Source organism: Micromonospora sp. NPDC057141, from assembly GCF_042670805.1.
Classification (GTDB): Bacteria; Actinomycetota; Actinomycetes; order Mycobacteriales; family Micromonosporaceae; genus Micromonospora.
The window spans coordinates 1-20970 of record NZ_JBHUVA010000009.1 but is presented as its reverse complement, the minus strand read 5'-3'; the positions used below and the strand labels follow the sequence as shown (position 1 = coordinate 20970).

The 20970-nt window shown below is 72.2% G+C and carries 17 protein-coding genes; 6 read left to right on the top strand and 11 right to left on the bottom strand.

The window, feature by feature from the left end; translation table 11 throughout:
- The first annotated feature begins 288 nt into the window (after window positions 1-288).
- On the top strand, window positions 289-2163 hold the full coding sequence (locus ACFT41_RS08460; protein WP_377588316.1) for an ABC transporter ATP-binding protein: 1875 nt from the start codon (window positions 289-291) through the stop codon (window positions 2161-2163).
- A gap of 58 nt (window positions 2164-2221) precedes the next feature.
- On the opposite strand, the gene ACFT41_RS08455 is transcribed toward ACFT41_RS08460, so the two are convergent.
- The 5 genes from ACFT41_RS08455 to ACFT41_RS08435 all read right to left on the bottom strand — a co-directional run bounded on the left by ACFT41_RS08455 (window position 2222) and on the right by ACFT41_RS08435 (window position 5329).
- Window positions 2222-2737 (bottom strand): NUDIX domain-containing protein, encoded by a 516-nt coding sequence (locus ACFT41_RS08455; RefSeq protein WP_377588310.1) that lies wholly within the window; start codon window positions 2735-2737, stop codon window positions 2222-2224.
- 85 nt (window positions 2738-2822) lie between these two features.
- Window positions 2823-3374, bottom strand: a complete 552-nt coding sequence (locus tag ACFT41_RS08450; RefSeq protein WP_377588309.1) for an NADAR family protein — start codon at window positions 3372-3374, stop codon at window positions 2823-2825.
- 84 nt (window positions 3375-3458) lie between these two features.
- Entirely contained in the window at window positions 3459-4103 is a 645-nt protein-coding gene (locus ACFT41_RS08445) for an SRPBCC family protein (protein WP_377588308.1), read from the bottom strand.
- Window positions 4100-4543, bottom strand: a complete 444-nt coding sequence (locus tag ACFT41_RS08440) for an ArsR/SmtB family transcription factor (RefSeq protein WP_377588307.1) — start codon at window positions 4541-4543, stop codon at window positions 4100-4102. The genes ACFT41_RS08445 and ACFT41_RS08440 overlap by 4 nt, the downstream gene beginning before the upstream one ends.
- Window positions 4544-4879: 336 nt before the next feature.
- Window positions 4880-5329, bottom strand: coding sequence for a MarR family winged helix-turn-helix transcriptional regulator (locus ACFT41_RS08435; protein WP_377588306.1), 450 nt, complete (start codon window positions 5327-5329; stop codon window positions 4880-4882).
- 83 nt (window positions 5330-5412) lie between these two features.
- Here ACFT41_RS08435 and ACFT41_RS08430 point away from each other — a divergent pair, with 83 nt between their 5' ends.
- A complete protein-coding gene (locus ACFT41_RS08430) occupies window positions 5413-7212 on the top strand; it encodes an ABC transporter ATP-binding protein (protein WP_377588305.1) in 1800 nt (599 codons plus the stop codon).
- A gap of 860 nt (window positions 7213-8072) precedes the next feature.
- Window positions 8073-10265 carry a hypothetical protein gene (locus ACFT41_RS08425; RefSeq protein ID WP_377588304.1) on the top strand — a complete coding sequence of 731 codons (2193 nt, stop codon included), beginning with the start codon at window positions 8073-8075 and terminating at the stop codon, window positions 10263-10265.
- Between the two features lie 24 nt (window positions 10266-10289).
- On the opposite strand, the gene ACFT41_RS08420 is transcribed toward ACFT41_RS08425, so the two are convergent.
- From ACFT41_RS08420 to ACFT41_RS08410, 3 genes are all read right to left on the bottom strand, one after another.
- Window positions 10290-10853 carry a GNAT family N-acetyltransferase gene (locus ACFT41_RS08420; protein WP_377588303.1) on the bottom strand — a complete coding sequence of 188 codons (564 nt, stop codon included), beginning with the start codon at window positions 10851-10853 and terminating at the stop codon, window positions 10290-10292.
- A 102-nt stretch (window positions 10854-10955) separates the two neighbouring features.
- Complete coding sequence (locus ACFT41_RS08415; RefSeq protein ID WP_377588302.1) at window positions 10956-11234, bottom strand: hypothetical protein; 279 nt, start codon at window positions 11232-11234, stop codon at window positions 10956-10958.
- A 2-nt stretch (window positions 11235-11236) separates the two neighbouring features.
- Window positions 11237-11530, bottom strand: a complete 294-nt coding sequence (locus tag ACFT41_RS08410) for a DivIVA domain-containing protein (RefSeq protein ID WP_377588300.1) — start codon at window positions 11528-11530, stop codon at window positions 11237-11239.
- Window positions 11531-11745: 215 nt separating this feature from the next.
- On the opposite strand from ACFT41_RS08410, the gene ACFT41_RS08405 reads away from it, so the two are divergent.
- On the top strand, window positions 11746-11985 hold the full coding sequence (locus ACFT41_RS08405; protein ID WP_377588299.1) for a winged helix-turn-helix domain-containing protein: 240 nt from the start codon (window positions 11746-11748) through the stop codon (window positions 11983-11985).
- Between the two features lie 149 nt (window positions 11986-12134).
- Window positions 12135-13523 carry a Fic family protein gene (locus tag ACFT41_RS08400; RefSeq protein WP_377613768.1) on the top strand — a complete coding sequence of 463 codons (1389 nt, stop codon included), beginning with the start codon at window positions 12135-12137 and terminating at the stop codon, window positions 13521-13523.
- A gap of 161 nt (window positions 13524-13684) precedes the next feature.
- Here ACFT41_RS08400 and ACFT41_RS08395 read toward each other — a convergent pair whose 3' ends face one another.
- From ACFT41_RS08395 to ACFT41_RS08385, 3 genes are all read right to left on the bottom strand, one after another.
- Window positions 13685-16411, bottom strand: coding sequence for a hypothetical protein (locus tag ACFT41_RS08395; protein WP_377588297.1), 2727 nt, complete (start codon window positions 16409-16411; stop codon window positions 13685-13687).
- A 117-nt stretch (window positions 16412-16528) separates the two neighbouring features.
- Window positions 16529-18010: a S8 family serine peptidase gene (locus tag ACFT41_RS08390; RefSeq protein ID WP_377588296.1), complete on the bottom strand. Its 1482-nt coding sequence runs from the start codon at window positions 18008-18010 to the stop codon at window positions 16529-16531.
- 187 nt (window positions 18011-18197) lie between these two features.
- Window positions 18198-19337, bottom strand: coding sequence for an MFS transporter (locus tag ACFT41_RS08385; RefSeq protein ID WP_377588295.1), 1140 nt, complete (start codon window positions 19335-19337; stop codon window positions 18198-18200).
- 388 nt (window positions 19338-19725) lie between these two features.
- On the opposite strand from ACFT41_RS08385, the gene ACFT41_RS08380 reads away from it, so the two are divergent.
- Entirely contained in the window at window positions 19726-20955 is a 1230-nt protein-coding gene (locus ACFT41_RS08380; RefSeq protein ID WP_377613767.1) for a cellulose-binding domain-containing protein, read from the top strand.
- Window positions 20956-20970 lie beyond the last annotated feature (15 nt).

Below are 20970 nucleotides of genomic sequence, written 5' to 3'. Positions count from 1 at the left end.
CATCGAAACGTGGCACACAGTAGGCTCTCGGTGGTTGTCGGTGTGCCGCCGGTCGCGGCCGCGCCTGCCTTGGAGGGGTCCGTGGAGAGAGCCGTCCGCCAACGCCGATCGCCCGACGCCACCACCCCCGCCGAGGCCACTCCCGAGGAGACGCCCAAGGACGCCACGCCAGCCGCGGCAGACGGCGCCCCGCCCAAGGACGCCCCGCCCAAGGACGCCGCGCCTGACGGCGCCCCGCCCGACGATGCGGAAGCGTCGGTGCTGCCCGAGCTGGAGGACCGGGCGTGGATGCACCACGCGACCGAGTTCGCGCACACCACCTTCTGGGCGGTGGCCCGCCGGCTGCCCCGGCTGGTCCGCGAGGCGGTCGCCCTGGCGTGGGCGACCAGTCGGCGGGACACGGCCGCGTCAATCGGGCTGAACGTGGCCGCCGGGGCGATGACGACCCTCGGGCTGCTGGCCACCACCGGTGTGCTGCGCGAGCTGTTCGCGGCCGGCCCGACGCCGGACCGGATCCGGGCGGCGCTGCCGGCACTGGCCCTGGCGGCGGCGGCCGTGACGGCCAAGGGCGCGCTGACCATCGCGGCCGGCTGGGCGCAGGCACGGCTCACTCCCCAGATCAACTACCAGGTCGAGCTAAGACTGTTCGAGGCGACCACGGCCGTCGACCTGGCCGCGTTCGACGACGCCGGGTTCGCCGAGGAGATGGACCGGGCCCGCGACCGCGGGGTGACCGAGGCGGCGTGGATCGTCGACCACACCGTCAACCTGATCACCGGCGTGGTCGGGGTGCTCGCCACCGCTGCGGCGGTCACCGTGATCCAGCCGCTGCTGCTGCCCTGCCTGCTGCTGGCGGCGGTGCCCGAGGCCGCGACCACCGTGAAGATGGCCCGCCGGCAGTACCTGGAGATGCTGGCCCGGATCAACCGGCGCCGCCGGATGTGGATGCTGGCCAACCTGATGGCCAACCGGCACACCGCAGCGGAGATCCGGGCGTACCAGATGCGCGATTTCCTGCTCGGCGAGTACCGCCGGATGATGGCCACCGAGACGCGGGCCCACCTGCGCCTGGTCCGCGCGCAGACCCGGACCAGGGTGCTCGGCACGGCCACGGCGGGCCTGGCCACCTTCGGCGTGTACGCGGTCCTCGCCGGCCTGCTGCTGACCGGCATGGTGGCGCTCGCCGCCGCCGCGACGGCGCTGATCGCCCTGCAGTCCGCCCGGTCCAGCCTCGGCGTCGCGGTGTTCGCCACCAACTCGCTCTACGAGGACGCCCTCTACTACCAGGACTACCGGGACTTCCTGGACCGCGCGGTCAGCCGGACCGCCGCCGGGGGCGACCGGCCGACCGACGGCTTCGACGTCATCGAGCTGGACCGGGTGAGCCTTCGGTACCCGGACACCGACCGTTCGGCCGTGGACGAGGTCAGCCTGGCGGTCCGTCGGGGGCAGGTGGTCGCCCTCGTCGGCGAGAACGGCTCCGGCAAGACCACCCTGGCAAAGCTGATCGCCGGTCTGTACCGACCCACCGGCGGGACGATCCGTTGGGACGGGGTCGACACGGCCGAGCTCGACCCACGGCAGACCGGCGCGCAGGTCGCCGTGCTCACCCAGGACTGGTGGAAGTTCCCGTTCACCGCCGGGCAGAACATCCGCGTCGGCCGGCACGACCGGGCAGCCGGGCAGCGGGGGCCCGGTGTGGAGGACGCCGCGCGGGCCGCCGCCGCGCACGACATGATCGTCGGCCTGCCGTTCGGGTACGACACCCTGCTCGACCGCGAGTTCAAGGACGGCCACGACCTCTCCGGCGGCCAGTGGCAGCGCCTCGTCGCCGCCCGTGGCCTCTACCGGGACGCCCCGCTGCTGATCTGCGACGAGCCGTCGGCGGCGCTCGACGCCCGCGCGGAGCACTCCCTCTTCCAGCACCTGCGGCGGCGTCCGGACCGGGCGGTCGTGCTGATCACCCACCGGCTGGCCAACGTCCGGCACGCCGACCAGGTCTTCGTGATGGAGCGTGGCCGACTCGTGCAGCAGGGCACCCACGACGAGCTGATCGCCGCCGACGGGCTCTACCGGGAGCTGTTCCGCCTCCAGGCCAGCGGTTACCTCGCCGACACCGAGGGCGCCGCATCGCCCCGGGGCGGAGCGGCGTCACTGGACTGATCATGGCCACCGAGCCACCACTGGCCCGGTCAGTCCGCCCGGTGGGCGGCGGTCACGCTCACCCCGCCCGGTGGGCGTCGAGGAAGTCGGCGAGCACCCGGGTGTGGGTGGAGAACGCCAGCTCCACCGGCTCGGTGACCACCAACCACTCGGTGGCCTCCTCCGTCGGCGCCGACGGAGGCAGCTCCCCGGCCGTCCGCTCCGGCAGCGTCCCGAAGACCATCATGGTGCCGCCGGCCGGCGCCCCGTGCACCGCGAACAGCTCCGCGCCGTCGGCGGACGCCACCAGCCCCGTCTCCTCCCGCAGCTCCCGCACCAGAGCCTCCTGCCACGCCTCGCCGTACTCGATGAAGCCGCCGGGCAGGGCGAGCAGCCCGCGCGCGGGCTCGATGTCCCGGCGGACCACGACCACGCCGACGCCGGCGTCGGTGCGTACCGGCAGCACCGCGACCGCCACGGGCGTCGGGTTGCGCCACACGGTCTGGCCGCAGGCCGTGCACACCCGGGGCCAGTCGGCCGCCGCCGGGTAGCCCGCGCCGCAGTAGGAACAGTGGGAGTACGGTGCGCCGGTCACGCCGGGCAGGTTACCGCGTCGGCCGCGCGCCCGGCCGGGGTGGCCGGGCGGGGTGGGACGGGGTGAGTCAGGGGCCGGTGGGCGGTCAGGGGCGCAGGGCTGCGCGGGCGTCCATCAGGGCGAAGCCGAGCAGGTTGTCGCCGCGCCAGCGGGCCGGGTCCTGCGCGTCGGGGTCGCCGGCGGCCAGGCCGATGCCCCACACCCGGTCCACGGGGCTCGCCTCGACCAGCACCCGCTCGCCGGTGCCGAGCAGGAACGCGCGCAGGTCGTCGTGCGCGGCGAACTTCGCGACGTTGCCGGCCACGACGATGTCGTACCGGTGGGCCGCCCAGGTGGCCTCGTCGAAACCCTGCACCGTGCGCCCGAGGGCCTTGGCCCGCTGCGGGTGCCCGGCGGTGAGGACCCGCTCCGCCGTGTCGTGGTCGCCGAACAGGGCGGCCTTGCGCCACATCATCCAGTGCTCGGCGGTGTCGAAGACCCGGCCGTCCACCGGGAACGGCGCGGGCCACCACTGGCTGAGGCAGCCGGTCCCGACCGCGCCGTCCGGCCGGGGCCGGTGCCCCCAGAAGTGCAGATAGCGTACGCGGGCGCCGGCGTCGCGCAGGGCGACCAGATCGGCGACGGAGCGGGGCGACATGGCCGACAGTCTGCCTGGCGCCCCGACCCCGCGCCGCCGATTTCCACCGTGACCGGCATCGATCCGGCCGAGTGCCCTCGGGGGTCAGGCCGGGGCCCCCGTGTACGCCTCCGTGGTCCGCTGCGCCGCCGCGGCGGCCTCGGCCGGATCGGTGCCGGCGGCCGCGCTCGCCTCGCCCCAGAGCCGGCTGACCGCCGCCAGGAACTCCCGGCCCTCGGCCGACGCCGCCCACTCGGCGCCCCGCGCGGCCGGGTTGTCGTCGCCGCCGTCTCCGGCGTGCAGGTAGGTGGCCAGCCCGACCAGCCCCATGTCCCAGCCGACCCCGACCGCGCCGGGCCCGAACTGGGCCCAGATCACGTCGTCGACGTGCGCGATGTGCTCCAGCGTGAACCGGGTCCGGTCGCCGGACTCCGGGGACAGCCGCACCTCGATCCAGCTCACCTGGTCACCCATCTCCCAGGTGGCGGCGAAGCTCTCCGGTGGGTCGCAGCGCTGCACCTCGCCGCCCGCGTTGCCCTCGAACTGGTACCGGCCGTGCAGCCGCAGCTCGCCGCTTATCGGCAGGAACCAGCGCGGGATGCGCTCGGCGTTGGTGCAGGCGTCCCAGACGTCCTCGACCGGCGCGTCGTACGTCTGGCTGATCGTCAGCACCCGGGCCTGCCCGGCCGGCAGCACGCGGCTGCCCACCCGGCGCTCCACGCCGCTGATCTGGTGTGTGGCGTCGATCATCGTGATCTCCTCTTCTCGGGTTCGGCGGTTTCCTCGGCGGCTTCGGCGGTTTCTTCGGCTTCGGTGGCTTCGGCGGCCACCTTGGCTTCGGCGGGTTTCTTGGCCTCGGCGGCCAGCCGGCGTTCCCGGCGGCCCCGCGCCAGCTCGGTGGACAGCGCGTGCAGAGGTGGGGTCCAGAACCGGCGGAAGTGGCCGAGCCAGTCGTCGACCTCGCGTAGCGGCTCCGGGTTGACCGCGTACAGCCGGCGGGCCCCCTGCGGGCGCACCGTGGCGAAGCCGCTGTCGCGCAGCACCCGCAGGTGCTGGGACACGGCCGGCTGGGAGATGCCGAACTCCGCCCGGATCACCTCACAGACGGATCCGGCGCTCCGCTCGCCCTCGGCGAGCAGTTCGAGGATCCGCCTGCGTACGGGCTCGCCCAGCACGTCGAAGGCATGCACCCCACCTTTATATCAGATGCGCCTTATATAAGCCGATCCGAAACCGCTAATCCGTCGGGATCGCCGCCGTGCCCGGCGACGCGCCAGCCCTCGCGTGCACCTCGCCGAGGTTGCCCAAAGCGCCGCCGGCACCGACTGGGCCCAGATCCTCCGGTTGTACGACCACCTCGCCGCCTCGCGCCGAGCCCCGTCGTTGTCTTCGCCAGCCGCCGGGTGGGCTGATGCCGGCGGCCAGCCAGGCCCGTCGCGGACGCCACCCCGTGCTGGCTCGTGCGGGCGTGGCGGCTGATGTCGGCGGCGGCCTCCTGCGGGCCGATGCGGCCGGGCGGCGGCTGGTCAGTCGCGCAGGGTCCGCAGGATGCGGGCCAGGTGGGCCCGGTCGGCGGGGTCGAGCCCGCCGAAGAGGCGCTCGGCCTCGGTGTGCCGGGCGGCGCGGATCGCCGCGCCGACGCGTACCCCCTCGTCGGTGAGGGTGACCAGGACGGCCCGCCGGTCGGCCGGGTCGGGGCGACGGGCGACCAGCCCGCGCTCCTGGAGGCCGTCGACCACCTCGGTGGCGGAGCGCGGCGCGATGCGCAGGTGCTCGGCGAGCGCGCTGAGCCGCAGGGCGCCGTGGCGGGTGAGTACGCCCAGCGCCCGCGCGTGCCCGGGGTTGATCTCCCAGGGTTCGAGGGTCTGTCGGGAGAGGTGGCGCAGCCGCCGGGTGACGGCCCAGAAGCTCTCGGCCAGGCTCTCCTCGTCGGCGCCCGCCGGATTGTCGGGGCTCACCGGAGTGTCGGCGCTCACCGGAATACGGTAGCAGCAACTACTGTTGGTCCCTCATGATGAGGTAACCTCAGCATTATCGTCCCCGACCGGAAGGGCATCCCTTGGACACACCCGCCACCCACCGCGAGGGCCGGGGCGGCCCCCGCACCGTCAGCCCCGCCGAGAAGACCCAGGCCCGGCAGGTGTCGCTGCGCCGGGTCGGCCGGCTCTTCGCCCCGTACCGCTGGCAGCTCGCCACGGTCACCGTGATCATCGTGCTCTCCTCCATCGTCGCCATGGCCTCGCCGTTCCTGCTGCGTACCGTGATCGACCGGGCCCTGCCCGAGCGCGACCTGTCCCTGCTGTCCCGGCTGGTCCTCGGCATGGTCGCCGTCGCCGTCGTGACCGCGGCCCTCGGCGTGGTCCAGACCTGGCTGTCCACCCGCGTCGGCCAGCAGGTCATGCACCGGCTGCGCACCGATGTCTTTACCCACCTGCACCGCCAGTCGATCGGGTTCTTCACCCGCACCCGCACCGGCGAGGTGCAGTCGCGCATCACCAACGACATCGGCGGCATGCAGACGGTGGTCACCTCCACCGCCACCTCGATCGCGTCGAACCTCACCACCGTCGTCGCCACCGCCGTGGCCATGGTGGCGCTGTCCTGGCGGCTGTCGCTGATCTCCCTGGTCGTGCTGCCGCCGTCGATCTGGCTCACCCGCCGGGTCGCCCGGATGCGGCGGGAGATCACCGCCCAGCGGCAGCGGGAGCTGGCCGACCTCAACGTCACCATCGAGGAGGGGCTGTCGATCAGCGGCGTGCAGCTGAGCAAGACCCTCGGCGCGGGCGGCGCGCTCGTCGACCGGTTCGCCGCCTCCTCGGCCCGCCTGGTCGATCTGGAGCTGCGCTCCGACCTGGCCGGTCGCTGGCGGATGGCCTCGATGAGCGTCATCTTCGCCGCCATCCCCGCGTTCATCTACCTCGGCGCGGGCCTGCCCGGGGCCGCCGGCACGCTCAGCATCGGCACGCTGGTCGCGTTCACCGCCCTCCAGGGCGGGCTGTTCCGGCCGCTGATGGGCCTGCTCGACGTGGGCGTCTCGGTCGCCGCGTCGATGGCGCTGTTCGCCCGGATCTTCGAGTATCTCGACCTGCCCGTGGAGGTCGACGACCCCGCGCACCCGGTCGAGATCGATCCGCGCCGGGTGCGCGGCCACGTCCGGATCGAGGGCGTCACCTTCACCTACCCGGGCAGCGACACCGCCGCCCTGGCCGGGCTCACCCTCGACGTGCCGGCCGGCACCGGCCTGGCCGTCGTCGGGCACACCGGCTCCGGCAAGAGCACCCTCGCCGCCCTGGTCAGCCGCCTGCACGACCCCACCGCCGGCCGGGTCACCATCGACGGCGTCGACCTGCGCGACCTGCGGCTGACGGACCTGGCCGCCGTCGTGGGCGTGGTCAGCCAGGAAACCTACCTGCTGCACACCACCGTGCGCGAGAACCTGCGGTACGCCCGACCGGACGCCACCGACGCCGAGATCGTCGACGCGGCCCGCGCCGCCCAGATCCACGATCTCGTCGCGGCCCTCCCCGACGGCTACGACACCATGGTCGGCTCGCGGGGGCACCGCTTCTCCGGCGGCGAGAAGCAGCGCCTCGCCATCGCCCGCACCCTGCTGCGCGACCCCCGGGTGCTCGTCCTCGACGAGGCCACCAGCGCGCTGGACACCGAGACGGAGCGCGCGGTCCAGCGGGCGTTCGACGAACTGGCCCGGGGACGCACCACGATCACGATCGCCCACCGGCTGTCCACCGTGCGCGAGGCCGACCAGATCGCCGTGCTCGACCACGGCCGCATCGTCGAGTCCGGCACGCACGCCACCCTGCTCGACCGCGCCGGCCGCTACGCCACCCTCGCCGCCTGACCCCCTCCAGCCCTCCAGCCCTCCCTCTCTCCCTACCTTCCCGTCCGCGCCTCCCGCGTTCTCCTCGGTGATCAAGAGAATAGCGTCAAGTTTGATCTCGACTTTGACGCAAACCTCTTGATCAACAGGGGTGGAGTGGGTGGGGGCGAGGGGGCGGTCGCGGGGTGGGATCGGAAAGTTGACAGTTTCGCCGTCGTGTCCTGCCGTCCTGGCGGGCACCTCGATCCACGCCTACCATCGAGCGACCGGTTTCACTGTTCGTTGTGCGGCACGACGGGGTGTTCCTCTCCGGCGAGGCGGCGGGACCGACGATTTCGCGGATTCTTCGGCGCGTTCGGGACGGGGGAACATGGTCGACGGGAGGGTTCCCGAGCAGGGGCGGCGGGCGTACGCCGAATTCCACCGGCTGGTGGAACTGGTCGAGTCGATGGTGCTGCGACCCGGGCGCGGCGGCTGGCGGTTGCCGCTGCTGTGCCTGGTCTCCCGGCCCCGGGCGGCGTCACCGTTGGCCTTGATGGCGCACGTGCTCGCCGGAGACGAGCGGCGGGTGCCGCACGTCCGCCTCGACGCCACCGGCCGGGACGTGCGCACGCTGCTGCACGAGGCGTACACGGGGCTGGCGGCCGGGAACTTCGGCGGCGCGGACCGGCTGGCGTTCCGCCACTATGCGCTGGCCGACGGGCTCATGCAGGTGGACCTGTCCGGCGTGCCGACGAACCGGCGCCGCCGGGAGCTGACCCGGCAACTGCGCGAAACGGATCTCGCAGCGGGCGGCCTCGGACGGGCGGCAGCCGCCGCCGGACCTGGGTGGATGGCTCGGTCTGCTGCTGTGGCTGACCCTGCGGGTCCTGCCCGGCCTGATGTTCCGGCTGCTGACCACCGGCTGGCTGTTCGGGGCGGGCCGGCGGTTCCGCTGGTTCATGCGCCAGCAGTATCTCGCTCCCGAACTCGCGGCCGGCGACTTCGTCGCCTTCGCCAGCCGGCTCACCGTCCCGTCCCGGGAGACGGAGGACCAGGAGCAGATCGACCTGCTGCTGGTGCACGCGTTCCTGCAGGACCTGCGCGTGGAATATCGCCGCCGGCCGTGGCGGCTCAAGCCCTGGCGGCGCACCGCCTGCCCGGTGATCCTGCTCGACGGCCTCGCGCCGGGCAACGGCGGGTACACCCTGATCAAGTTGATCAACGCGGTCCGCGACGAGACGGGCCGCTCCGATCCCCTGCTGGTCGTCACGAACGGCCACGAGGTGCCGCCGGACGGGTTGGCGCCGACGGACCCGGCCGTCGCCGGCCAACTCGTGCCGCTGGACGGGGTGGAGGGGGCGTACCGGGCGTGGCGCAGCGGCCTGCCCCGGGCCCGGCGGGCGCGGGAGGACAACGCCTGGTATCTCCAGGTGGAGATTCCGCCGGCAGATATCACCCCCTTCCGTAACCGGCTGTCCCGGATCGTGCCGCCCCGCTCGCCGTGGCTGGCCCGGCCGGTCGCACTGGTCGCGCTGGTCGCGGTCGTGCTGACCACCTTCGGCGTGTGGCAGATCCCCGGGCAGGCGCAGCGGTGGCGGGCGGACTGCGAGTGGCCGCCGTCGGCCGCCGGTGGGCTGGTGCGCACGGCGGTCCGCGACGGCCAGTGCGTCGGCTACAGCGACCACGGGCGGCAGCTGTTCAGCCGCGACGAGTCGCTGCTCGCCGTGCAGCGGCAGATCTTCGACCAGAACCGGGAGGTGGAGGCGGCGTGGGCCATCCGGCGGGACCGGCCCCGGGTCACGCTGGTCTACTTCGGCTCGCTGACCAAGCCCGACGCGCTGCCCGGGGAGGAGACCTTCGCCGGGGAGCGGGAGGAGTTGCAGGGCATGGCGGCGGCACAGCGCCGCGCGTACCTGGAGGCCAACGACGACCGGGCCAACCCGTACCTGCGGATCGTGGTCGCCAACGCGGGCCAGGAGATGCGGTACGCCGGCGACGTGGTGCGGATGCTGGCGGACCTCGCCCACGACGAGCCGACGGTGCTCGGCGTGGTCGGGCTGGTGGAGAGCCGCAAGGCGGTGCAGGACGCGATCAAGGCGCTGGGCGATCTCAACCTGCCCGTCCTCGCGCCGACGCTGTCGGCCGACCGTATCGCCGACGCCTCCAGCCGCTACCTCCAGATCTCCGCGCCCAACCTCGACGAGGCCACCCTCGTGCGCGACCACGTCACCAAGGTGCTGAAGAAGAAGAGGATCTTCAACTTCTACACGTACGGCAACGCCGGCCCGGAGGGCGGCGCGAACGACCTGTACGTCAACACGCTGCGCGACGGGCTGCGGACCCGGTTCGGCGGTGACGCCTACCAGGAGACGTACTGGCGGCCGGGGGTCGACCTCACGCCGGTCTGCGCCGACCGTTTCGGCGACGGCGTCGTCTTCTTCGGCGGGCGTTACACCGAGTTCGGCGCGTTCGCCGGCCGGCTGGCGGAGGAGTGCAGCGGCCGGGTGCCGCTGCTGATCGGCGACGACTCGGTCAACCGGTACCTGGCGAACAGCGCCGCCCGCCGGCCCGCGCCGGACAACCTGCCCCTGGCGTACGTGGTCAAGGGCGAACTCGCCTACTGCGCCCGGCTCGTGACCGCGACCGACATCGAGCGCAAGCTCTTCCTCGCCGACGTGCAGACGGTGCTGTCGCTGTGCCGGTCCGACTCGCACGCCGGGGAACGGGTAGGCCTGGCCTACGACGCCACCCGGCTGCACCTGCGGGCGGTGCGGAAGATCGCCGGCAGTCTCGCCGCCCCCGCCGGCCGGGAGTGGAACCCTCGGGAGGTCACCCCCACGGCGGTGTATCTCGCCATCCGCACCGTCGCCGACCCGGCGTACCAGGGGGTGACCGGGCTGATCCGGTTCGACGCCAACGGCATCGCGGTCGGCAAGCGGCTCACGCTGCTCTGCGTGCCCAACATCCGCAAGGCGTTCGACTCGCCGTCGGACGTGCCGAGGGAGATCGACCGGCACCCGATCGACCCGGCGGAGAACGAGCTGTACGGCACCCCGCCCCCCACGCGGCGGGCGTGCACCACGCAGGGCTGAGCCGGTCCTGCGTTCGTGCCGTGGCTACCGTCGCTCCCACTGCTCCTTGGTGATCTCGTACCGTACGCCTCCATGCTCGGAGCCCTCGATCATCTGCATGTCGGAGGGGACGGGGATGGTCCCCGTGCGTGTCATGTCGAGTTTTTCCATGATGTTGCGCGACGCGCGGTTGACGGTCATCGTCTCAGCCCAGACCTTGCGCACACCGAGATCCGTGAACGCCTTGCCCAACAGGGCCCGCGAACCCTCGGTGGCATAGCCGTTGCCCCAGGCCGCCCGCCGCAGACGGTAGCCGAGTTCGACCTCGTCCAGCGGACCCTGCGGCTCGGGACGCAGGATGAACCAGCCGACGAACGCGCCGCCGGCCTTCTCGTGCGCGGCGAACAGCCCGAGGTTGCCGTTCCACTTCTGGTAGCCGGCGAGGATGTTCGGCAGGTAGCGCTCGCGGACGATCTCCGGCGGGGTCGGCTCGCCGCCGCTCAGGTAGCGCATCACCTGCGGGTCGCTGTCCAGCTCGATCAGCAGGTCCGCGTCGTCGGCGGTGAAGCGGCGCAGGGCCAGCCGCTCGGTGTCCAGATAGGTGTCCACGCGCCGATCGTGCCTGAGGTGCGTCGGGCAGCCCAATGGTTTTCTCTTGCCACGCGCCCCTCGCCCCCAGCCGTACGGAAACATGGCCAACCCCCGAAGGGCTTACGGCGCTGACCGCTGCGACGGCTTTGCCGACGAGGGACGCGGGACACCGACTCTCGCGGGAACCGCAGGGCGAAGCGCGGCGACCTGGACGTAGATCTCGCGCTTGGCGGTGGCCAGGCCGCGCCGGTCGATCACATAGCCGGCGAGCCAGATCCAGCCGTGGTATGTCGGCAGGTCGGGCACCGACACGACGCGGAAGGTGACGGCCCGGTCCCCGGCGAACTGCACCGAGGCCCGGCCGTCGACGATCAGCAGGTCACCGGGGGTCGGGCGCACCGCTACCAGCGCCCCCGGTTGGGCGGAACGTCGTCCGGCGGGACGCACTCCCGGGCGTGCATGATCTGCCAGTCGCGCAGCGCCCGCTTCAGCCGGTCGTTCTCCTGGACCAGCAGCCGCACCTCCTCGTGCACCTCGGTCAGCTCGTCGGCCAGCCTGGTCTGGAACTGGCGTACCTGATCGGCGTCGACGCCGCGCCGACGCGGGTCGAACGCCCGGGTGCGCACCTCGTGCGGGGTCAGCCGGTCGGGCCGGCCCGTGCCGTAGAGGTGGCCGCCTCGATACACGTGGGCCACGTCGGTCCTTTCCGGGGCAGACGGGAGCGTGGAGCGTGCATGCGGTGGGTCGGGGCGGGCAGGGCAGACCCGCCCCGACCGGGGGATGAGCCGACCTCGTTGCCACGCGAGGAACGACTCCGGGACCAACATAACTAGGGAACATAGGAAAGTCAAAGCACGTTGTTCGGGCATTCGAGGTGTGATCGAATTCGGGGTGCCACGCGAGGAGCGACATGCCCGAATCAGCCGAATACCTCCGCATCGCCGAAGACGTCATCGCTGACGTCAGATCGGGGAAGCTGAAGCCTGGCGACCGCCTGCCGTCGGTCGCCGAGACCCGTGCGAACTACGCAGTCAGCTACGGGACGGTGCAGCTGGCCTACGTCCGGCTTGAAGCTCTGCGGGTGATCCGTCGTCACCAGGGCAAGGGCGTCTTCGTCACCGACCCGCAGACCTGGATGCGCGAGCCCTGAGGGGCGTCCGCCTGTCGGGGGCGGGTTGCGCGGATGTGGCCACTAGGCTTCAGCCCGTGGCAACTGATCTTCCGTGGCGCAGCGTCGAACCGCTGCCCGAGCTGAACGGGGACGTCGCCGAGCTGCTCTCGGCGACCGACAGCCTTCGTGTGGTCTGGGCGGAGAACCTCCGGCGGGCCACCGCGGAGGAGGTCGAGGCCGCGCGTAAGCGCAGCCTGCGCCGGCACGCGATCGAGACGGGGATCATCGAGCGGCTCTACGACCTCGACTGGGGGGTGACCGAGGCGCTCGTGGCCGAGGGGCTCACCCTGGACGTGGCCGCGGGCGAGGGCGAACTGTCCGAGGACACCCTGGCAGTGATTCAGGACCAGTACACGGCGCTGGAGTATCTCGCGGACGCCGCGCGCGGTGGTTCTCCGTTGTCGCTGCATTTCATCCGTGAGCTACATGACCTGGTGACGCGCCATCAGGTGACCTACGACGCGCAGGACCAGTTCGGCCGGAGGGCGCGGGTCGCGCTGCCGCACGGCGAGTGGAAGCGGCAACCCAATTCCGTCATCCGGGAGGACGGCGTCAGGATCCACTTCGCGCCTCCCGAGCATGTGCAGGCCGAGATGGAACTTCTTCTGGCCGGGTACGAAAAGATGTCGGGGGCGGTGCATCCGATCGTCCTGGCGGCGTGGCTGCACCACCGGTTCATCCGCATCCATCCGTTCGCCGACGGCAATGGACGGGTGGCGCGGGCGTTGAGCCTGCTGGTGCTCCTCCAGGCCCACTACGCGCCTCTGGTGGTGGACCGGCGTCAGCGCGGCGACTACATCGGTGCCCTGGACTGCGCCAACGAGGGCGACATCCGGCCGCTCGTGCGCTTCTTCGCGCGGCTGGAACGGAACGCGTTGACCTCGGCGCTCACCGGCACGATGGAGGTCGCCACCGCCGGGGCGGGAGCAGTCGACGTCGCCCGCGCCTATGCGGAGCGCCTGCGGTCGCTGGTAGGGAGCCGCAACGACGTCCAGGGCCGTCAGGTCGCGGTGCTCGCCGACGAGTTGCACGCCCGCCTGGTCGACTACCTGAGCGGTGTTCGCGGTCAGTTCCTCGATGCCTTCCGCTCAGTGGACCCGGATGCGGACGCGTTGGTGACGTACGCGGCACCCCCGCAGGAAAAAGCCGTCTACTGGAGGGCGCAGCTGATCCGAACGGCGAATGCCGTCGACTTCTACACCAACCTCCGCGAGGGCAGTTGGTGGGCGCAGCTACGGCTGACCGTTCTCGGGCAGACCATGCGGCACGTCGTCGCCGTGCAGAAGGTTGGGCGCGGCGAGACCGGCGTCCTGGCCGTCACGGCCTTCGCCGAACTGGTGGAGAACCACACGGTGGGTGAGTCGGCCAGGCGGGTGCCCCTGCTGAACCCCGGCCCCGATGACAGCGTCACCCTCATCTACACCGATTCCGCCGCTGGCCGCTGGCAGGAGGTCTGTGAGTTCGTCGACCGGACACTCGCCGCCACCATCGCGGACTTCAGCAACGGTCTGGGCTGACGGGACCACGTCGACCAACTACGTGACGGCAGCGGCACCGGCAGTGGTGGGGTCGGCGGCTGGAGCCTGTGAAACGGGTCGGAGGGCCGCCGGACCGGCATCGTCGCCGGCCCGGTGGCCCGCCTGTCACGCCGTCACGCCCACCCGGCGTCGCCGACGCCTCACGTGCAGGGGCGCACCCCCAGGTACGTGCTGCCGTCGCCGGCACCGCCCTCCGGGTCGAGGGCGTAGACGTGGATCTGGGTGCCCGGCGTGCACCCGGACAGCGTGAACCGGAAGCCGTGCACGCCGGTGATGCCGAGGTACGCGTTCACGTCGGGCCGGTTGGTCGCGGTCGGGAAGTCGCCCAGGTGCGTGCCCACGCCCGCCGGCCCGCCCCGGTAGACGGCCACCGCCGAGGAGGTCCCCGGCTGGTCCGTGTCGACCGCCCAACCCTCCACCGTGGAGCCGGTGAGCAGCTCGAAGTTGCCGCGCGGCGGCGACGTCCAGCGGAACACCCTCGTGTCGCCCGCGTTGAAGGGCAGGTTCGCCAGCTGCGTGCAGTTGCGGCACAGCTCGACGTCGCTGGGGTACAGGGCGGTCTCGTAGACGCGCGGCATGCTCTGCGGCAGCCGCACGGTCTTCGTGCCGGTGGTGCCGGCGTGCACCATCAGCATGTTGCCGGTGGCCTCCACGATGTCGCCGGCCGGCGCGAAGTGGTGCACCCCCGCGTCCTCGCTGATCCTGCGCAGCGCGGCCAGGGGGAGCTTGGGCGCGGCGGCGTACACCGACGTCCAGCTGCTGCCCGCGACGGGGATCGACTTGCGGGCCAGCGAGACCCCGCCCGCCTGGTACGTGCCCAGCGTCGTCGCGCCCGCGTCGGTCACGGTGAACCACGGCGTCAGCGGGTACGCCGGCCCGCCGCTCTGCCCGACGAACGAGTAGTTCTGCCCCAGTGCGGGCGTGCCGGTGCCCTTGGCGACCGTGATGCCGGTGAGCGCGGCCATCGAGGCGGTGGAGGCGGCCTGGTCGCCCTGCACGTACCCGGCGGCGTACAGCGACAGCACGGTGCGGCCGGGCGTCTTCAGTTTGGTGTCGATCGCCGCGCGCACCGTCGGGGAGACCGCGTAGGCGTTGGGCAGGACGGCGAGTTTGATCGCGCTCAGGTCGAGGTTGCCCTTGGTCAGGTCGCTGAGCAGGTAGTGCCGCACGGGGGTGCCCAGCCGGGTCAGGTCGTCCACCAGGTTGGAGAGCTGGTCGCTGGCGAAGGCGTACGAGTTCTCCCCGGCGGGGGTCAGGGCGGGCTGGTAGTTGGCCGACACGTCGTCGACGAATACCGCGACCTGCGGCTGGTAGGCGTTCGCCCCGCCGTGCTGGATCTTGTCGGCGGCCCGGAACACCGACTGGAGGTTCGCCCACAGGGTCTCCGAGTCGCCGGTGCGCGCCGGGTCGCCGAACCAGCCGACGCCCTGGAGGTCCAGGAAGTGGATGGCCCGGCCGCCGATCGCGGCGGTCATCAGGTTGCGGCGCAGCAGGCGGATGCTGTCCCACAGGTTCGTGGCGGTCTGGAACGGGATGGGCTGGCAGTTCGTCGGCGCGCAGGCCAGCAGGGTGCGCGTGTCGTCCTCGTCCAGCCACAGCTTGTTGGCCAGCCGCATGGTGTCCGGCGGTCCCTGCTGGACGAAGCCGTTGCCCAGGCTCCGGCTGGTGCCGTACGAGTAGGGCACGCCGATGATGTCCACGTACGGGCTGTCGACCAGGGTCGCCAGGTCGTTGCTCCCGCTGATTCCCAGCTCGGTGCGCAGGCCGTAGAGGTAGCCGTAGAAGACGGAGGTGAGGATGCGGTTGCCGGTCACCTGCTTGGCCTTGGCCAGCAGGCGGGTGATGGCCGCGACGTTGCGCGACGACATGTACTGGTTGTATTTGGCGGCCCGCAGCGAGTTGATGTCGGCCGGGTCCAGCACGGTGCCGCGCGACGCCCCCGAGGTCGGCGGGGACTGGCCGGGCACGGCGTTGTTGCGTTCGGTGGGGGTGGCCGACCGGCAGCCCGGGACCAGGCTCGCCGGCAGGGCGCTCCACGCGCAGAAGCCGGCCTCGGCGCTGCCGGAGTAGTCGTCCAGGTAGAACGAGTGCCGTCCGCGCGGGCCGGGCTGGGTGCCGGCGTCGTTGGTCCAGGGGTAGAGCTGGCAGACCTGCACGCCGTCCGCGCCGGTGGCGCACAGGTCCGGGGTGCCCCAGTCCAGCATCTTGTTGGTGGTGTCGTTGTAGCCGTACGGCCGGTAGAACCACTCGCCGCCGTTCTCGTAGGCGATCAGCACCGCCATGACCCGGCCAGGGTACTGGGAGTCCATCCGGGTCAGCACCCGGCTGATCTGCTGTTCCTGGTAGGCCAGCCACGCCTCGCTGAACGTCCACGGGTGGCCCGCGCCGTTCGTGTCGTCGCGTACGTTGCCCTGGAGGTCCTTCATCCGCATGGGCTCGGCGCCGGGTGGCGCGTCCTGCAGATACATGCGGACCATCAGGTACGGCCGGGGGTTGAGCTGGTTGAGCCTGCCGGCCAACTGGTCGATGAACGCGTCACTGGTGTTGTTCAGGTGCACCTGGAGCATGGGCGCGACGTTCATCTCCGCCGCGGCCGTGTTCGCCGCGGCCAGCTGGGCCTGGTAGTTGAAGTACGACCAGTTGTTCTGCCCGATCGGCGCGCTCTGCGTGTTCAGCGCCATGAAGAACGGTGTGGTCGTCCGGCAGCCGCCGCCCTGGTCGCACAGTTGGATCACTTTGCGGCCGTTGCGGTTGACGATCGTCGACTGTGGTCCGGACCAGCCGTCGGCGTGGGCGTACGCGGTGGGCAGGATCGGGGTGAACGGCAGCACGATAAGTGCGGTCAGAATGGCGAGCAGGCGTCTCATGCGTCCTCCCGACGCGGTGCGGGGTAGGTGGGACGGGCGGGGCGCGGCCACGGGACCGGGTCGCGCCCCGCCCGTCGGTCGGCGGGGCGGGCGGCTGGGCGAGCCGCGGGAGGGCGGCTAGAGGAGCAGGTATCCGTGCGGCCCCTCGGCGATCTGTCCTTCGCAGTTCGCGTCCGGCGAGTCGAAGTGCTCGCCGTTGCTGCGCACGATGCACCGGTAGATGCGCTGGTGGGGTGCGGCCGGCGGCGAGCCGTAGGCGTAGCCGATCAACCCGAGGAAGGTCTGTCCCTCGCAGGTGGCGGACAGGGAGGTGAACCTGTCGCTGCCCACCCGGCACTGGTAGAGGGGGTGCGTGCCGGCGACCTGGCTGGTGTGCACCTTGCCGAGGCTGCCCTCGGCCAGGTAGCTGCCGCCGGGATGGGTGGTGGCGCTGACGTGGTCCCCGGCCCCGTAGTACCGGGTGAGCGTGGCGGTGCCGGGGGAGGGCGGCGCCGAGCCGGTGTACAGCAGGCGGTTCGGCGAGCCCGTGCCCGGGTTGGTGATCTTGCCGGGGGTCGAGGCGTCGAAGAGGGCGCTGGCCACCTGGGGCGGGGTCAGGCCGGGGTTCCCGGCGAGGACCAGCGCGGCGGCCCCCGCGACGTGCGGGGCGGCCATCGAGGTGCCGCTGAGTGTGGCGGTGGCGGTGTCGCTCGCGTTGGACGCGGAGACGATGCCGTCGCCGGGGGCGAAGATGTCGGTGCAGGTGCCCCAGTTCGAGAACGACGCGCGGGCGTCCGCCGTGGTGCTGGCGTTCACGGTGATCGCCTCGGCGACCCGGGCCGGGCTGTAGCCGCACGCGTCGATGTTGCTGTTGCCGGAGGCGATGGAGTAGACGATGCCGTCGGCGATCGAGTTGCGCACCGCGTCCTCGAGGGCGCCCTGCGCGCCGCTGGCGCCGAGGCTCATGTTGGCGACGGCCGGCACGCCGGCGGCGTGGTGACCGGTCACCCAGTCGACGCCGGCGGTGACGCCGGCCAGGGTGCCGCTGCCGCCGCAGTTCAGCACCTTGACCGCGACCAGGGAGACCCCCTTGGCCACGCCGTACTGGGAGCCGCCGATGGTGCCCGCGACGTGGGTGCCGTGGCCGTTGGTGGAGCAGTCCGAGTCGCGGCCGTCGCCGGTGGTGTTGGTGCCCCAGGTGGCCCTGCCGCCGAAGGTGGTGTGCGTGGTCCGGATGCCGGTGTCGATCACGTACGCCTGCACGGTGGACGCCGTCGTCGGGTACGAGTAGCTGCCGTCCAGCGGCAGGTCGCGCTGGTCGATCCGGTCCAGGCCCCAGGACGGCGGGCTGGGCTGGGTGTCGAGGGCCCGCACCGCGCGGTTCTGCTCGACGTACGACACGCCGGACTCGGCCGCCAGGCGGCGTGCCGCGGCGCGGCTCATCGTGCCGGCGAAACCGTGCAGCGCGTGCTCGTAGGTGTGTTCCACCCCGACGTCGTACTTCGCGGCCAGTCGTCCGGTCAGGGCGGCGATTCCCGCGCGATTGTCGTCGGCGGCCCCGTCGTCGAACACGACGAGGTAACTGCCGGCGACGGCGTCCGGATCTTCGGTTCCTCGCACCTGTTCCGCGGCAGTTGCCGGAGATGCAATTCCCATTGCCAGGATGGTTGTCGCGGCCGTGAACGCGGCGATCCCGGCCGCATTCGGTAGACGCACTCGGAAATGATCCATGGTCGTGCATGATTCAGCATCAATAGCCGTATGTCAATGCGACGAATCTCTTTGCCGGCCCGCTGCGAGCAGGGGTCTATTCCGGTGATTCGCCGGAGCGGCTCGGCACCCGCATGGCGGTGGCGCCCGCCGCGACGAAGACCGCCAGCACCACCGGAATCCACAGGGCCGCCGGCAGCCCCACCGCCGTCGCCGCGGCGCCGATGAGAATTGGGCCGAAGAGGAATCCCAGGTAGCCGATGCTGACCACCGTCGACAGGGCCCGCCCGGCACGGTTCGGATCCTGGTTCCCGGCGGCGGAGTAGACCTGCGGGGCGATGCACGACAGGCCGGCGCCCAGCAACCCGAACCCGATGACACCGGCGACCGGATGGTTCACCAGTAGGGCGGCGCCGAGGCCGAGCGCAGCCAGCGCCCCGCTGGACCGCACCAGGGTGACGGGCCCGACGGCGCGCACCAGCCGGTCGCCGAAGAGCCGGCCCACCGTCATCATGATCGAGAACGCGGCGAATCCGTACGCGGCGAAGCCGGGGCTGGTCTCCAGGTTGTCCCTGAGGTAGACGGCGCTCCAGTCGGCCGCCGCGCCCTCGCCGACGAGCGTGCACAGCACCAGCACGCCGAAGAAGACCAGCAGCAGGGGCCGGCGGGCGGGTCCCTGTCCGGCGGCCGTCGACTCGACGGGGGCGCCCGGAGGGCTCGCTCCGGGCAGCACCCACAGCGCCGCCCAGACGGCCAGCACCAGCACCCCCGCGCCGACGGTGAGGAAGGTGATGCCGACGCTGGCCCGGCTGCTCGCGAAGAAGCTGCCCACGATGGCCCCGAGAAAGCCGCCGATGCTGTAGGTGGCGTGGAACGACGACATGATGGGCCTTCCCCAGGCCCGCTGCACTTCAAGCGCATTGGCGTTCATCGCGATGTTCAACGTGCCGTGCGTCGCTCCGAAGAAGAACAGGGAAACGGACAGCGTCACCAGGGTTTCGCTGTATCCAGGGAGGACGAGCAGCAGCCCTTCGAGGACCGCCGAGGGGATGAGCACGCGGGAACTGCCGAAGCGATCGGTGAGCCGGCCGAGCGCCGCCATGCCGACGATGCAGCCGGCCGCAAAGGCCAGGAGCGCGAAGCTCAACCGGCCGTCGTTGAGCCCCAGTTTCTCCTTTATCGCCGGAATCCGCGCGGTCCATACTCCCAGCGCTGTTCCGAACAGCAGGAACGCCAAGGATGTGGCGATTCGCCCGCGACGGATCCGGCGGCGGTCGACTGTTGCGTCGTCCACAGGCCCCCCTGCCCAAGGTGGGACCCGAAACTACCGTGCTCCCCCGGGGAGCGCCATGAGTCGACCGACCGGCATCGGTGGCGTACCCGGTTGGCGGCGGGCGACGGGCCTCGCCGTCTTGCCATCCATTGGCGAACATCACTAGATTGGTCGTGGGGTGCCGCCGTGCCGTCGATCGCCGACCGGTCCGACGGCTGATGGTCCGCCCGGAGCCGGGCATCCGCGTCGCGTCGCCGGTCGCGTCGCCATGCGAGCGTTCCCGCAGTTCTCCCGTGCCGCCGTCGGGTCGCCTTCCGCGCCCGTGTGGCGGCATGCCCCCGGAAGGAACCCGATGAGGATCTCCCGCGCCCGTCTCACCCCGATCGTCGCCGCCGGGGCGGTCCTGGCCGCCGCCCTGGCCGGCGTCGGCCTGCCCACCGCCCCGGCGACCGCCGCCGCCGGCTGCCGGATCGACTACGTGCCCAACAACTGGACCGGCGGGTTCACCGCCAACATCCGGATCAGCCCCGGCGACACCGCCGTCAACGGCTGGACCGTCACCTGGACGTGGGGCGGCGACCAGCGGATCACCAACGGCTGGAGTGCCGAGGTCAGCCAGTCCGGCGCGGCGGTCACCGCCCGCAACGTCGCCTGGAACGCCTCGGTGCCGGCGGGCGGATCGACCGAGTTCGGTGTCCAGGGCACCGCCGGCGCGAACACGGCCGGGCCGACCGGGTTCGCGCTCAACGGCGTACCGTGCAACGGGGCGACCCCGCCCCCGCCGACGACCGCGCCGCCGACCACCGCGCCCCCGACCACAGCGCCCCCGACGACGACGCCGCCGACCACCGCGCCGCCGACCACCCCGCCGCCGCCGACCACCCCGCCGCCCGCCGGCTGCGGCACGGCCGTGCTCTGCGACGGGTTCGAGAACCAGACCGGGTCGGTGCCGTCCGGTGACTGGACGGTGGTCCACCCCGACTGCTCCGGCACCGGCGCGGCGGCGATCGACACCGCCACGACGCACAGCGGCAGCCGCTCCCTGCGCATCGACGGCACGGTCGGCTACTGCAACCACGTGTTCGTCCGCGCCACCCGGGACCTGAGCACCCTCGGCGCGGTCCGGTACGCCCGGTTCTGGGTGCGGCACACCACCGCCCTGCCCACCTCGCACGTCACGTTCCTGGCCATGGCCGACGCCGCCGACGGCGGTAAGGACCTGCGGATGGGCGGGCAGAACGGCGCCCTCCAGTGGAACCGGGCCTCCGACGACGCGACGCTGCCGGAGCAGAGCCCGTCCGGGGTGGCGCTGAGCATGCCGCTGGCCACCAACCGCTGGTCCTGCGTGGAGTTCATGGTCGACGGCGCGCAGGGCCGGCTGAACACCTGGGTCGACGGCGCGGCGGTCACCGGTCTGACCGTGGACGGCACGCCGACCCACGACATCGACGGGCAGTGGCTCAACCGCACGTGGCGTCCGCAGCTCACCGACCTGCGGTTGGGCTGGGAGAGTTACGGCGAGGGTGCCGACACCCTCTGGTTCGACGACGTCGCGGTGGGCGCCAGCCGGATCGGCTGCTGACCGGCCGGGTCGGGC

Coding starts and splice junctions, on each gene's coding strand:
- ACFT41_RS08380 (WP_377613767.1), top strand. CDS start 19,726: ATGAGGATCTCCCGCGCCCGTCTCACCCCGATCGTCGCCGCCGGGGCG.
- ACFT41_RS08445 (WP_377588308.1), bottom strand. CDS start 4,103: ATGATCGACGCCACACACCAGATCAGCGGCGTGGAGCGCCGGGTGGGC.
- ACFT41_RS08425 (WP_377588304.1), top strand. CDS start 8,073: ATGTTCCGGCTGCTGACCACCGGCTGGCTGTTCGGGGCGGGCCGGCGG.
- ACFT41_RS08395 (WP_377588297.1), bottom strand. CDS start 16,411: ATGAGACGCCTGCTCGCCATTCTGACCGCACTTATCGTGCTGCCGTTC.
- ACFT41_RS08460 (WP_377588316.1), top strand. CDS start 289: ATGCACCACGCGACCGAGTTCGCGCACACCACCTTCTGGGCGGTGGCC.
- ACFT41_RS08450 (WP_377588309.1), bottom strand. CDS start 3,374: ATGTCGCCCCGCTCCGTCGCCGATCTGGTCGCCCTGCGCGACGCCGGC.
- ACFT41_RS08405 (WP_377588299.1), top strand. CDS start 11,746: ATGCCCGAATCAGCCGAATACCTCCGCATCGCCGAAGACGTCATCGCT.